Annotated in this window: 11 protein-coding genes; 6 read left to right on the top strand and 5 right to left on the bottom strand. The window is 59.2% G+C overall.

Translation table 11 applies throughout. The annotated features are described in order from the left end of the window. Positions 1–16 precede the first annotated feature (16 nt). The 3 genes from ABF859_RS10055 to ABF859_RS10045 all read right to left on the bottom strand — a co-directional run bounded on the left by ABF859_RS10055 (position 17) and on the right by ABF859_RS10045 (position 5,469). The gene (locus ABF859_RS10055) at positions 17–1,645 is read right to left on the bottom strand and encodes a M28 family metallopeptidase (protein ID WP_415527727.1); all 1,629 of its coding nucleotides are present in this window, start codon (positions 1,643–1,645) and stop codon (positions 17–19) included. A 47-nt stretch (positions 1,646–1,692) separates the two neighbouring features. After that, positions 1,693–3,261 carry a hypothetical protein gene (locus ABF859_RS10050; RefSeq protein ID WP_415527641.1) on the bottom strand — a complete coding sequence of 523 codons (1,569 nt, stop codon included), beginning with the start codon at positions 3,259–3,261 and terminating at the stop codon, positions 1,693–1,695. Between the two features lie 81 nt (positions 3,262–3,342). Next, positions 3,343–5,469 carry a M3 family metallopeptidase gene (locus tag ABF859_RS10045; RefSeq protein ID WP_415527726.1) on the bottom strand — a complete coding sequence of 709 codons (2,127 nt, stop codon included), beginning with the start codon at positions 5,467–5,469 and terminating at the stop codon, positions 3,343–3,345. A 215-nt stretch (positions 5,470–5,684) separates the two neighbouring features. On the opposite strand from ABF859_RS10045, the gene ABF859_RS10040 reads away from it, so the two are divergent. The 4 genes from ABF859_RS10040 to ABF859_RS10025 all read left to right on the top strand — a co-directional run bounded on the left by ABF859_RS10040 (position 5,685) and on the right by ABF859_RS10025 (position 8,069). Continuing rightward, positions 5,685–6,032 carry a hypothetical protein gene (locus ABF859_RS10040; protein WP_415527640.1) on the top strand — a complete coding sequence of 116 codons (348 nt, stop codon included), beginning with the start codon at positions 5,685–5,687 and terminating at the stop codon, positions 6,030–6,032. Positions 6,033–6,113: 81 nt separating this feature from the next. Continuing rightward, the gene (locus ABF859_RS10035) at positions 6,114–6,614 is read left to right on the top strand and encodes a hypothetical protein (protein ID WP_415527639.1); all 501 of its coding nucleotides are present in this window, start codon (positions 6,114–6,116) and stop codon (positions 6,612–6,614) included. A 79-nt stretch (positions 6,615–6,693) separates the two neighbouring features. Then, positions 6,694–7,443, top strand: a complete 750-nt coding sequence (locus ABF859_RS10030; RefSeq protein ID WP_415527638.1) for a hypothetical protein — start codon at positions 6,694–6,696, stop codon at positions 7,441–7,443. Beyond that, positions 7,440–8,069, top strand: a complete 630-nt coding sequence (locus ABF859_RS10025; RefSeq protein ID WP_415527637.1) for a hypothetical protein — start codon at positions 7,440–7,442, stop codon at positions 8,067–8,069. The genes ABF859_RS10030 and ABF859_RS10025 overlap by 4 nt, the downstream gene beginning before the upstream one ends. A 13-nt stretch (positions 8,070–8,082) precedes the next feature. On the opposite strand, the gene ABF859_RS10020 is transcribed toward ABF859_RS10025, so the two are convergent. Next, positions 8,083–9,267, bottom strand: coding sequence for a serine hydrolase domain-containing protein (locus tag ABF859_RS10020; RefSeq protein WP_415527636.1), 1,185 nt, complete (start codon positions 9,265–9,267; stop codon positions 8,083–8,085). 168 nt (positions 9,268–9,435) lie between these two features. On the opposite strand from ABF859_RS10020, the gene ABF859_RS10015 reads away from it, so the two are divergent. After that, entirely contained in the window at positions 9,436–11,526 is a 2,091-nt protein-coding gene (locus ABF859_RS10015) for a DUF6311 domain-containing protein (protein WP_415527635.1), read from the top strand. 44 nt (positions 11,527–11,570) lie between these two features. Here ABF859_RS10015 and ABF859_RS10010 read toward each other — a convergent pair whose 3' ends face one another. Then, the gene (locus tag ABF859_RS10010; protein ID WP_415527633.1) at positions 11,571–12,497 is read right to left on the bottom strand and encodes a glycosyltransferase family 2 protein; all 927 of its coding nucleotides are present in this window, start codon (positions 12,495–12,497) and stop codon (positions 11,571–11,573) included. A gap of 299 nt (positions 12,498–12,796) precedes the next feature. Between ABF859_RS10010 and ABF859_RS10005 the strand changes: the two genes are divergently transcribed. Then, positions 12,797–13,960, top strand: coding sequence for an MlaE family ABC transporter permease (locus tag ABF859_RS10005; protein WP_415527632.1), 1,164 nt, complete (start codon positions 12,797–12,799; stop codon positions 13,958–13,960).

Genomic DNA, 13,960 nt, shown 5'->3' with positions numbered 1-13,960 from the left:
CGGACAAGAAACGTCCTTACTGGACCGTCTCTGGCGCGGTTTTCTGACGGATCGCGGCGAACTCCGAACCGGCATTCCATTGTGGCCAGTCATGTGAGAACGCCACGTCGTGCCCGACTTTCCACACAGCCCAGACGTCCTGTGCCGCGCCCCGGACGTCCCAGTTCGGGCTCCAGGCATCGCAGGCCTGATGGTAACATGCCATGTAAGCGGTCAGCCATTTGCCTCCGGCATCCGTTCCACCTTTCAGAAGATCGAACTTTCCAGCCATGTCCATAACCGCGAGCACCGGCACGCCTGCCCGCGCAAACGGCAGGTGATCCGCGCGGTAGAACGCGCCGCGCTCCGGCATCGCCTCTGGTTGCGTCGTGCGTCCCTGAAGGGCCGCGGCGGCGGCGAACTGCTCCTGAAGCGTGTCCTGCCCTGCCCCGATGATGAAGGCGTTATGGGCGGGGCCAGCCATCTGGAGCACATCCATCGTCAGGTTGGCAGCCGTTTTTTCCAGCGGAGCCAGCGGATGGGCGACGTACCAGCCTGATCCCAGCAGACCGCGCTCCTCGCCCGTCCAGGCGGCGAAACGGATGGTGCGGTCAGGCTTTGGTCCGGCCTTGAAGGCGCGGGCAATTTCGAACAGCGCTGCAATTCCCGAGCCGTCGTCGATCGCGCCACGCCGAATGACGGTGTTCCCCTGCGCGTCCGTGCTTTTGCCGTAAGCATCCCAGTGCGCGCCGAACATGACCGTCTCATCCGGATATTTTGCGCCCGTAATTTTGGCGAGCACGTTCTGGCTTTGCAGACGGCCAAACGTAACCGGAAGATCGGCTGAGAATGTCGTATGCTTCAGCGTGACGGGACGGAAGTCTTCGGAACGCGCCTTGATCCGGAGCGCCTGAAGATTCAGACCGGCCTGCCTGAACAGGGCTGCCGCAGCCTTCCCCTCGAGCCAGCCCTGAACGGGGACAGGATGGCTTTCGCTGGCATCATGTTCAACGTCATAGGCTTCGCCCCCCGGTGCAATGACCGTGCTCCACGGGTAGGACGCACCGGCCGTGTCATGCACGATCAGGGCTGCCACGGCGCCCCGACGGGCGGCTTCCTCGTATTTATAGGTCCAGCGGCCGTAATACGTCATGGTCTTGCCGCCGAAGCGACCGGCGACTGGCTCCTTCGGTGTTGCATCGAAGTCAGGATCGTTGACGAGGAAAATCGCGACCTTCCCTTTGAGATCGACGCCCTTGAAATCGTCCCAGTGCCGCTCCGGCGCATGGACGCCATATCCCACGAAGACCATCGGGGCATCCTTCACGCGCAGCCGGTCTTCGGGCAGCAGCGTCGAGAGATAGATGTCCTGAAGCTGGGTCAGAGGCAGCGACTTACTGCCGGTCCGGGCATTAATGGAGCCATCAGCGGCGGTTCTGGTCCGAAGCATGGGAACGGTCTGCGTCCACCCACCGTTTTCGCCGCCCGGTTCGAGACCCAGAGCCTTGAACTGCGCGATCAGCCAGGGGACCGTGACCTTCTCCCCTTCCGTTCCGGGAGCACGGCCCTCGAACGCATCGGATGCCAGAACCTTCATCGTGTCCGACATACGCGCCGGGTTGATATCCGCGGATGGTGCAGCATGTCCCGCGAGGGGCGCTGCCATCAGGGTCGTAGCGAGGAAAAGACCGCGCCGAAGCGATGTTTTATGTTTCATGGCAGGAGGCCACCTTCTGTTGAAGTTCCAGGGATAGAAGATCGGATTGCCGGCTTTTCAGTCGTGGGGTTCAGACGGTCCCGGCGGATATAAACGCTCTTTTCGATCGGATCGCGCTGATAATCCTGTGCGAGAACCCTGAGAACACAGGGCATGTAATCCGCTGCGCTCCACTGTCCCCAGACACGGTAATCATCGAAATATATGACGGGTGGAAGATCATGCGGCAGATCATGGCAGAGATCTCGCTCATATCCGTCCCAGGGGTGATGCGCATAGTCCGCTTCCCAAGGAAGGTATTCATGATATTTCTTCATGGAAAGACGCCCGGCGTAAATATAGACGTCCGGGTTATAGGGAATGACCAGAATACGCTCCCCGGGGCGGGAATGGCTCTGGATGGCCCGAACAAAACCGACATCCGTATTTTCACGAAGCGGATGGAACCCCGCCTCCTGCTGCTGTCTCCGGGTCATGTCATAGGGGGACGTCGTGGCATGACGCGCTCCCGTGACGTACACGCCGCAAAAGACAGCCGCGACAAGCGTCGCCAGGCGTTCATGAGACTGCATCATCCGCACCCCCATGAGAACGCAGAGCGTCATGGCGCCCATGACGAAGGTTCCGTCCTGAAAGCCGAATGCACCACGCACCTGCGTCATGAGCAGCGCACCTGCGAGCAACAGTACTGACAGTCGATGCCGGGACATTGCAAACAGGAGAAAACTGCCACAGCCGAAACAGATTACAGCCAAAGACTGAATGATGGTGTCAGGCCGGAACGATGGGATGAGACTCTGGAACAGCGGGCGGAGGCCCACGCCGATATAACGGGAATAATAGAACTGGTTTGCAACGAAATGATAGGCGATCATGCCGCCCAGATCGCCATAAAACAGCATCCAGAACAGACAGGCACCGAGCGCAGCCCCGGCTCCCGCCAGAGCCTGAAAGAGGCTGTTCCGGTAGCCCGATCGCCGCACGGTCACGATAGCCAGCCCCAGCAGGATGGCCGTAGGGGCAAAAGAATAGGCGGTCAGAGGCAGAAGGGCGATGCAGGCCCCTCCGCAGCACGCCTGCCAGCGTCCGACGTCATCTTCCAGCAGAACCGGCAGGATCAGAAGGGCCATTACGACCGTGAGGAGATCACCGCCAACCGTCCAGTAGCTGTCCATGTTGAAGGCCTGGACTGTCCACTGCGCAGCCATTGCAGCAAGCCAGACGCCCACTGCGAGCCACCGTGATGACCATTTCCGTAGTGCGGGAGACAGGAATACTGCCACGCCAGCCGCAAATGTGCAGGCGATCGGGACGAGACGCATGAGATAGGCGTGTCGGAAGCCGGAAAACAGGCCTGCGATCCAGGACAGGATAAAAATCAGTGGGCCATGGGCATCAATATAATCGCGATAGAGGACGTCCCCCCTCGCTATGGCCAGCCCACCTAGGATATGGCCGGATTCATCGCCGAAAGAAGGCGTCCCCAGGCCATAGAACGCTTTGACGGCGAAATACAGCACGCCCAGAACTGCAAGGAATGGCCCCGAAAAGGAAAGAAAGGTCATTCTACGCATGGATGTCGGTATTTCTGCCGCCCTGAAAGAAAGGTCTGGAGGGAAAGACCGGGTCTTTCCCTCCATCTGTGATTACTTGGACTGTTCTGAAACAAGACCGCGATGCACGAGCATCGGTGTGATGTCCGGATCCTTGCCGTAGAAGGCGCGGAACATCGGACCGTAATCCATGGTGTGTCCCTTCGAGAGGATCATGTCGCGGAAGCGCTGTCCGTTTTCACGCGTCAGGCCGCCATGATCCTGGAACCAGGAGAACACGTCCTGATCCAGCATTTCCGTCCACAGATAGGCGTAATAGCCGGCAGAATAACCATTGGACCAGATATGCAGGAAGTAGCTGGAACGATAGCGCGGCGGAACGGCTGCGACGTCCAGCCCGGTGCTGTTCAGCGCATCGGTTTCGAACTTGTCCACGTCCTGACGCGGGGCCGTCGCGGGCAGGCTGTGCCACTTCATGTCGAGTTCTGCTGCGGCGACAATCTCACCCAGCGCGTAACCCTGATTGAAGTGCGAGGCCTTGCGGATCTTCTCGACCAGGGCCTTGGGCATCGGAGCACCGGTCTTGTAGTGCCGGGCGTAATGCGACAGGACCTTCGGGTCCAGAGCCCAGTTCTCGTTGAACTGCGACGGAAACTCCACGAAATCGCGCGCAACACTTGTGCCGGACAGCGAGGGATAGGTCTGGTCCGCGAACAGGCCATGCAGGGCATGGCCGAATTCGTGGAACATGGTCGTCACGTCCTCTGACGTGATGAGTTGCGGCTGACCGGGAGCCGCCTTGGTAAAGTTGGCGACGTTGTAGATGACGGGCTTCGTACCAAGCAGTTTGGACTGTCCAACGAAGTTGGACATCCAGGCGCCACCGGACTTGTTGTCGCGCTTGAAGTAATCGAAATACATCAGGCCCAGCGGAGAGCCGTCCTTGTCGTGAACTTCAAAGACCATGACGTCCGGCTGGTAGACGGGGATATCCGTCCTCTGCTGGAAGGTGATCCCGTAAAGCTGGTTGGCGGCAAAAAATACGCCATCCGTCAGGACCGTTTTGAGCTCAAAATACGGCTTGATTTCATCCTGATCGAGATTGTACTTCGCGCGCCTCACCTGGTCGGAATAATGCTCCCAGTCCCAAGGCTTCAGATCGAACTTTCCGCCGTTTCTGCGAATGGCTTTCTGAAGGACCCCGGCTTCGCGCTTTTGTTCCGCAACCGTAGCCGGGACGAGCTGCTGCATGAAGTTTTCCGCAGCTTCCGGCGTCTTGGCCATCTGATCGTACAGCGTATAGGCGGCAAAATTCGGATAGCCGAAGAGCGCGGCCTTCTGCGCACGGAGTTCTGCCAGTTCGGCGATCGTGGCGCGGGTGTCGTTCTCGTCGCCCTTCTCGGCGCGGGTCCAGCTCTGCTCGAACAGGGCCTGGCGGGTTTCGCGGTCTGTCAGCGAGGAGAGAGCAGGCTGCTGCGTTGTGTTCTGAAGGGGGATGACCCACTTCCCAGCCAGTCCACGCTCCTGCGCGGCCTTGGCGGCTGAGGCAATCGCGTTGTCATCCAGACCGGCCAGCGCCTTTTGGCTATCGACGATCAGGGCGCCGTTCTTGGCGCTGGCAATCAGCTTCTGCTCGTACTGCGTTTCAAGATTGGAGAGACGCGTGTTGATCGCGCGCAGCTTCGTCTTGTCCGCTGCAGAGAGCTGTGCACCAGCATGGACGAACTGCTGGTAATAGATGTCGAGAAGCTGGGCCTGTTCGGGCGTCAGGTTGAGCTTCTCACGGCGGTCATAGAGGGACTTCACGCGGGCGAAGAGCTTCGCGTTCAGATAGACTTCATCTTCATGAGCCGTCAGGCGAGGCGCTTCCTGGCTCTGCACCTTGTCCAACACATCGTCCGTATTGGCCTGATAGACGCCATCAAACGTCATCTGAACGCGATTGAGGGTCTGGCCTGCGCGCTCCATGGCACCGATGGTGTTGTCGAAGGTCGGCGCTGCCCGGTTGTTGGCAATTGCCTTGATCTCACGCAGATGCTCGGCCATTCCACGCTCGAAAGCCGGGGCATAGTCGCTGTCCGTGATCTGGTCGAAGCGGGGCGCCTGATAAGGCAGCGTGCTGGCGGAAAAGAGAGGGTTCGTAGAAGCGGCGTGCGCTTCAGCGGAAAGGGAAAATGCTGAAACCGCAAGAACTGCGGCAAGCCTGAAATTGAAAGCCATGAAATCGCCTGTAACACTCATGATGATGGCGAACCGTATGGTGTTCGGGACGTATCGTCAAACGGGCTATTTCCCTTCCTGAAATGCCGGAAAACCAGCCAATTCCCGCTTGACGCCATTTTCTGCTTGGTGCGTGCGAATGCGCCTCCCTAGACCGGCAGGGTGTGTGGACACAGCCGCCTTCCGGGGCGGTTTTTTCATAGCCGGAGACGACAATGGACTGGACATCGCTGTTCCAGACAATCCTGCCCTATCTGCCTGCCCGATACGCAGGGGATATCGTTTCAATCATTACATTTCTGATCGCTGCAGCAGCACTGGCCCTCCGCTTCTGGAAGCCACCTGCCAGCACGTCGAAACTGCTGCCCCTCTTTCGCATCGTGAGTGCCCTGGCTCAGGCGAAAGGCTGGAATACAAGCGCCTATCAGCCTGGCGCAAAGGCCATCATGGTTCCTGTCGGTTCCTCACGCGCGGAAGACGCCGCGAAACTGGGTCTGGATATGGTTTCGACACATCCTAAAGCCGCTGAGGCTCCCCGGCGTACCGGATCGATACCCGGGTAACTGCATAGTCCTTACAAATACAACGTCCTTTTTCATGGCCGCCTTCAGGGCGGCCTTTTTTTATTTCCGGAGCATTCATTGATGCGTAACCGTCTTATTGCCCTCAGCCTTGGCGTCGTTCTTCTTGCCTCCACGAGCGCCTGCACCACCACCGGGAGCACAACCACCTTCAATACACAGGCTCTGAGCAACGACGCCGCAGCCATTGCCTATGCCGTTCAGGCCATCGAAAGCATCCCGGAACTGGAAAGCCACCTGTCGGCTGCCGACAAGGCGAAGTTCGACAGCCTGGTCGCCCAGATCAGGAGCGTCTCGGCACAGGTCGCCGCTAACTCGAACGGCTCCATCACCGTCTCCACCGGCAAGGACTGGGCCAAGTCTCTCGGGACGGATCTTCAGACCCTTCTGGCCATCGCAACGCCGATCGTGAAGGTCTACTCGCCGTCCGCCGCCACCTACATGAGCACCGTGCAGGCCATGATCCCGCTGATCGAAGCTCTCGCGGGCGTCACGGCTACCCCCTTCGCCGTCCAGACGCAGTCCCCGGACCTGATCCGCGCCCGGATCTATCAGGGCGTCTGACGCTCCCTCCCCTCTGTTGCCCAGCAGGAGCGGTTCGTCACGAGCCGCTCCTTTTTTTGTATTTCTGCCGGAGTTGTCCATGTCCCGATGCCTTGGCAAACGTGCGCCCAAGCATGATCTGCGAACCTACCGTCTGGCGCCCATGCTGGCCTCACGCCTTCCCGCTGTTCCCACGCAGAAGGACTGGTCACACGGAGTGCCCTATCAGATGTGGGGCAATGACCGGTATGGCTGCTGTGCGTTCGCGGCCCATGCGGCCCTGACGGCAACATGGACCCATGCCGCACAGGGGCTGGTCGTGCTGTCCACGGACATGGTGCTGAACAATTACGCCGCCGTCACGGGCTTCGATCCGCAGACAGGCGCGCGCGACAATGGAACGATCCTGCTGGACGAGTTGAACTTCTGGCTGCGCGAAGGACTGCACCGTCCGGGGCAGACGCTGGATTACCTGACGGCCTATGGTGCGATTGATCCGCAGGACTGCGACGGGATACGCCGCGGCATCTGTTACCTCGGAGGCGTTCTCGCCGGTGTCCAGGTTCCGCAGGGTTTCATGGATCTTCCGCTGGGTGCGACATGGGACTGGAACGCCATTTCCGACCGCACGCCCGTGGGCGGTCATGCCATCGCACTCGTGGGCTATAATCCCGAAGGACTTTTCTTCAATACCTGGGGCACGCGGACATTCATGCCGTGGGACACATTCACGAAGATTGCCGACGAAGCCTATGGTCTGCTCTCACGCCAGAACTGGATGGGCATTCCCGGAATATCGCCGAATGGTGAAGGATTTGACGCGCTTCTTGCGGAAGTGAGGGGCGTATGAACCTCAGGTTTTTCAGCCAGAGTTCAGGTCTTGCCGTGCTGGCTTTCGTTATTCTGGGTGGATGTTCTGCGGGATCGCCTTCTCCCGTCACGATCAGTGAAGCCATTGATGGCGTCCAGAGGGATCTGACGAGGGCGGGTGTTGTCAGCACCTCCCACGTTCAGGGCTGGACGGTAGAGCAGACGGCAGGGTTCGACACGAATGTCCGCGCCCTGCAATGCAGCCAGCATGTCCCGGACCCGGTCGTAGCCATAATTTCGGGACCGGTCACACTGGCACTCTCCGGAAGCTTCACGTCCTCAGGTAGCTTTTCAGTCGGCAATTCCGGCACGGTGCCTGTTTTCGGTCTACAGGCGGATGCAAGCCGCACCAAAGCCCAGACATTGAATCTGCCCGTCCAGTTCGTGCCCCTTTCTGCCCTGGCAGATGCGGAACTGGCACGGGAAGTCGGATATGCCGGCGCTCTTCTGGCCCAGAGCGATGCAGTCCGTCAGGCTGAAGGTCAGCGGATTACGGATAACCGCGATGCGCTGGCGCAGCATGTACAGAAGCTGATCGGCCAGTTTCCCGGTGGCTGCCCGAACGCCCCTGTCCATCCATTCGTGGGAACACGGCCTGTTCCCTGATACGCAGAGGTCTCTAGACGGGCGCGGAAAGGCCCAGCGCCCGTCCCGCAGCCGTCGCAACATCGTGCCTCAACCGCACGACACTGTTGCCGCCCGAAGGATGAACCCGGTTGGTCAGGATCAGCACATAGCTGTCGCTGTCCGGGTCAATCCACAGGGACGTTCCGGTAAAACCCGTATGACCAAAGGACCGGCGGGAAAATACGTCCCCTCTCGGGGAGGAATAATGGGTGTCGATATCCCAGCCCAGTCCGCGAAGTTCCGTTTTCCCCGCCGGCTGCTGCGGGGTGATCATGAGCATCAGGGTTTCCCGTCGCAGGGGGAAACGGCTGGGACGCCCCTGGAGACGATCCAGAAGCGCCTGGGCATAGACCGACATGTCCCGCGCATCCGAGAACAGCCCTGCATGACCGGCGACGCCCCCCATCCTGCGGGCCGTGGGATCATGAACAACTCCACGCAGCATGGTGCCGTGCTCGTCATACTGGGTCGGGGCAATGAGAGGCCACAGATCCGCTGATGGGCGATAGCCGGATTCAGTCATGCCCAACGGATCGAGAATATTGCGCTGAACATACTGATCGAGCGGCAGACCGCCCAGCTTTTCGACCAGAAGCCCCAGCATGACGTAATTGATGTCACTATAGACAAATTTCTCGCCAGGCGGATTGATGAGGGAGGACGTCATGGCGCGCCTGACACCCTCCGCCCTGCCGCTCCAGGGATCGTCCAGCGGGACATCCAGCGGCAGGCCGGAATAATGGGTCATCAGCAGGCGGACAGTAATGTCACCCTTCCCCTTGCAGGCAAACTCCGGAAAATACTGGCTGATCCGGTCATCGACCCCCAGTTTCCGCTGCTCGACCAATTGCATGACCGCCAGCGCCGTCATGGTCGGCTTGGTGAGGGAGGCCATGTCGAAGCGGGTGTCCCAGCCCAGAGGTTCGGGAGCCGGAACAAGAGCGCGTTTCCCATAGACAAAACGATGTACGATCCGCCCGTCATGGCCGATGGCGACAACCGCGCCTGGAGCCTCACCTTTTCTGACGGCCTGACGGACCAGAGCGTCCACCCCCTCGAACGACGAAGCTGATCGGGCACAGGCGGCAACCTGACTGACGCACATGGCCCCGCCACCGAGCAGGACATGACGCCGCGTGAAGAAACCACTTTCTTTCATGACGGGTATATCTGACATGTTTTCTGCATCTCCCCGCCTCTGATCCTGCAAGAAAAGATTAGCCGTTTTTTTCGAACACGCAACAGAACGCCCTTCGGCAGTCCATCGGTTATGGTTTCCCGGAAGGTTCTCATGTATGACGCCCCTCATCCCCATACCTATGTCCTTCGATGAGAGTGCTACCGTTTGTCTGAAAAACGCCTGACCCTGACACCATTCATGAACAGGCTCACGGCCTACACCCTCTCACTGGCATTCGGTCTTTTTCAGGCATTGCAATGCTTTCCGGTGGCATTGATCCGGGGAAAAATTCCTGCGTATGCCCAGTCCGGAAACGAAGATTTCTTTCAGCATATCATTGGCCAGATCTATTTTCTGCGGCAGGGGTGGCACTGGCCGCTCCTGATGGACCAGCGCCTGGATGCACCAGCGGGCACCAATATTGCCCTGACGGACAGCATTCCTCTGGAAGCACTGCTTCTGAAGATCGTTCATCCACTTTTCCCGGACATGTTGCAGGGAATAACGCTCTATCTGGCGCTGTGCTGGACTCTGCAACCGGTCTGTGCGGTCTTCGCCCTGCGTTCACTGGGCGAAAAACGGCTGCTTCCCGCGCTCGCAGTTGCGGTCTTCAGCGCCTGCTTTCCAACATTTCTCTTCAGACTGGGGCACGCGGCCCTGTGTGGACAATGGATCCTGCTCCTGGCGCTTGGGCTCTATTTCAGAGCCACACAACCCGGCGCAGGGCGCCAGCCGGTATGGATGCTGGCTATTCTGACAGCCCTGACCTTTCTGGTGCATCCCTATCTGATGGTGATGACAGGTGCCATTCTCGGAGCCGTTCCCCTGACGCTTTTCCTGCGGGACAGGAACTGGAAAACCTGTGGCCCAGCCATGATGGCTACCGCCATCTCGGGACTCAGCATCCTCATCCTCGGTTCCGTTCTGGGGTACTGGGGCGGAGCAAGCGGTGGTGGCTACGGGTTCTACTCCATGAACCTCGCCTCTCCGTTCTGGCCCGTACATTCCAGCCTTTTCCCCTCCGTTCCCGGAGCCCTGGCAGAAGCCACTGGAGGGCAGTATGAAGGATACCAGTACCTCGGGGCCGGTGTACTTCTGCTGCTTGGGATGGTTCTGCTCAGCCGCAGGGGCCTTGCGCTTCTGACGCAGCTTCCGAAGCAGCATGCCGGGCTTCTTCTTGCCTGTCTGGCGCTGACAGTCATCGCGGCGTCAAACCGGGTCTATTTCCTCCATGTCCCCGTGCTGTTGACGCATTTCAGAGTGCCGGGCGCCGAACAGATGCGTTCTTCGGGCCGGATGTTCTGGCCGGTCGCATATCTGATGATGCTTGGAGCGGTCTATGGTCTGTGCCGCGCCTGGCCGCGCGCCTGGCCCCTCATCATGCTTGCAGCCATGGCGCTTCAGTGGCGTGATACCGTGGATATCCGCCACGGCGATCACGATGCCGAAATGAATCTCCTCGCCCCGGCATCTCCTGCGGACCAAGCGCTTTTTGCGCTAATGCGGCCTTTCGACAAAATCGAGATCCATCCCCGGCTGGAATGCGACGGCGTTGATGCGCATTATGTCATGCCTTTTATTTACGCTGCGGCCCGGCAGAACGCCGTGGTCAATACGATGTATACGGCACGAACGCCCCCTGAAGCCGCCTGTCAGCCAGTGGCGGAGCAGCCTCATCCCCTGAACCCGCAGACCCTTGTCATCCTGACCGGTTCGGCGCGGCAAATTCACGCCGCTCACTGGACAAGCCTGCAACATGCGCAGTGCGGTGTCAGGGACAAAGCCATATTCTGCGTCCCGGCGGATACTCCGTTGCCAACCGGGCTCTCCCCTGTGCCGGAAGCCCCGACTATCCCGATGAACCAGGATATCATCACGGGCGGTTCGCAACTGAAGAATATGGAAATTCTGGAAAGCGGCTGGTCAGGGTTGGAAGATTGGGGCGTATGGAGTGAAACGCCTGATCCCTCGCTCTATTTTCATCTGCCGACGGATATTCATACGGCCCGCATCGTCCTGCGAATGCACTCCACACCCGGCACAGCCCAAGAGGTGGGAGTTTTCCTGAACGGAACACGGATCGCAGACTGGAATGTTCAGACTGCCGATGCTGATTACGTAGCAGATTTTGCCGTTCCAGCCGATACCAGAACTGCAAGCCTGCGGCTGAAGATCAGCAATCCGGTTCATATCGGACAGGATCCTCGCCTGCTTGGAATCGCACTCCTCAAGCTCAGGGTCCATAAACTGGACTGAGAAACGCGAAGCTGCGCCCTCCAGATGCGAGGGCGCAATCGTGCTCAGTAGGTACGGCGTAGCACGTAAATCGGACGCTGCTTCGTCTCCATGTAGATACGCCCGATATATTCACCCAGCATGCCGATACTGATGATCTGGACGCTGCTGAAAAAGATGATCGCGACGAACAGGGACGTATATCCCGGCACGGGGTTGCCCCAGACGACCGTGCGAAACACGATGAAAAGCGCATAGAGAATGGCGATCAGCGCGCCGACCGTTCCCAGATAGGTCCATAACCGGATTGGAACGGAGGAAAAACTGGTGAAGCCTTCAAGGGCAAAGTTCCACAGCGAATAACCGGAGAATTTCGTCATTCCCGCCGCCCTCGGCGCCCGGACATAATCGATGGTGACCGTCCGGAACCCGACCCATGCAAACAGGCCTTTCATGAACCGCTGACGTTCGGGCAGTCTTTTCAAAGCATTGACCACGCATCGGTCCATCAACCGGAAATCGCCGACATTTTCGGGAATCCGGATGTGCGCGAGTTGATTGTGAAGCGCATAGAACCAGGACGCCGTCTTGCGCTTAAGCATGCTGTCGCTGGAGCGGTCGATCCGTTTTCCCAGCACGACTTCGGCACCATCACGCCAGGACTGCACCATCTGCGGGATGACCTCGGGAGGGTCCTGAAGATCCGCGTCAATAATGATGACCGCATCCCCGCCCGCCGCATCGAGACCGGCTGTCAGCGCCGCTTCCTTGCCGAAATTGCGTGACAGTTCGAGCACTTTGAAACGTCTGTCGCTTTCCGAGAGTCCGATCAGTTCACGCAGAGTGGCATCGCTGCTGCCGTCATCCACACACACGATTTCCCACTCCGTCTCCGGGATACCGTCGAGAACAGGCAGGATGCTCTGTACGAAATGGCTGATAGCGGCTTCTTCGTTATAGAAAGGAACAATCAGGGAAAGCTGGCTGGCCATAAAAATTTTCGGGTTCCAAATCGTGACAGGGCAAGCATACCAGAAATATGTGGACAACGTGCAGCAGTCACTTCAGGAAAAAAACAGAAGCTGTCGAGCATCATGTCTCAGGATCCCCGCTGCCTGCGAGCATTGATCTTTTGCCGCCAGCCGATAAGGTGCCTCTTGCGGAGGGATCAGCAGATTTCCCTCCCGTTTTGCCCGCAACCTTCAGCCAGTTGTATTGAAGTGCCCTTTCCCGCCAGCCTTTCCGCGCTTTTGCAGCATCAGAGGATGTCAGGACCGGAAATGCAGAGTTCATGACAGACCAGACCGAGACCGGCAGGCCCGCCGCACAGCCGGGGAGCAGGACGCCCCAGTGGCATCTCCAGGGAGAACAGGACGCCCCTGTCATGGTTCTGAGCGGGACGTGGCAGGCGCGGACTGGCGATATTCCAGCCTTTCCCAAAGATGGACTGAAAAAGGCTCCGGGCGCTCATCTGTCCTTCCAGACGTCCGATGTTCAGGCCTGGGATACGGGACTGATTGCCTTTCTGTGGGATCTCAAACGTGTTGCCCATGACGCTGGCATCACTCTGGATATGCAGACGCTGCCCGGTCCGGTGCGCCAGCTTCTGGAACTTCTGCCCGAAGCGCCTGACGAGCCTGTCCATCATCAGGGGCACCGCACGCCTTTTCTGGAAGCGGTCGGAGGTCATGCCATCGCCTCCATGACGGAAGTCGGGGTGGTCTCTGAACTGGGGGCTCTTACGGCAAAAGGTGCTGTCCAGACCATTCTCGGCCGCAGCCGGATGCGCATGGTCGATCTTCTGGCCAATACCGCCGATGCTGGTCCCTATGCCCTGCTGATCGTGGGAATCGTCAACTTCCTGATCGGTGCGATCCTGGCATTCGTGGGGGCTGTCGAGCTTCAGAAATTCGCCGCCGGCATCTATGTCGCGAGTCTGGTCGGGATTGCGATGGTGCGCGAAATGGCCGCCGTCATGACCGCCATCATCATGGCCGGGCGAACGGGGGGCGCCTATGCCGCACGCATTTCCACCATGCAGGGCAACGAGGAAATCGACGCCCTGACCGTCTTCGGCATTCCCACTTCGACCTACCTGATCCTGCCGGCCGTCCTGTCGCTCATCATCACGATGCCGTTCCTGTATCTGTATGGATGTCTCATCGGCATGCTGGGCGGATTTGTCGTCGCCATCTCGATGCTCGACATCACGGCGGCGGGATATTTCCATCAGACCGTCACGGCTTTCGGGATCGGCCAGTTCATCTTCGGCTTCATCAAGAGCCTGGTGTTCGGCGCCTTCATCGGCCTGACGAGCTGCCGGATCGGCCTCAAGGCCGGACGCTCGGCCGCCGATGTGGGCATCGCCGCCACACGCGCCGTCGTCGTCGGCATCGTGGGCGTCATCGCGATCGATGCGATCTTTGCCGTCATCGCCGATGTTCTGGGGATCTGA

This window comes from Gluconobacter sp., from assembly GCF_047722525.1.
GTDB lineage: Bacteria > Pseudomonadota > Alphaproteobacteria > Acetobacterales > Acetobacteraceae > Gluconobacter.
The sequence above is the reverse complement of the archived record's forward strand: the minus strand, read 5'-3'. Positions and strand labels throughout refer to the sequence as shown.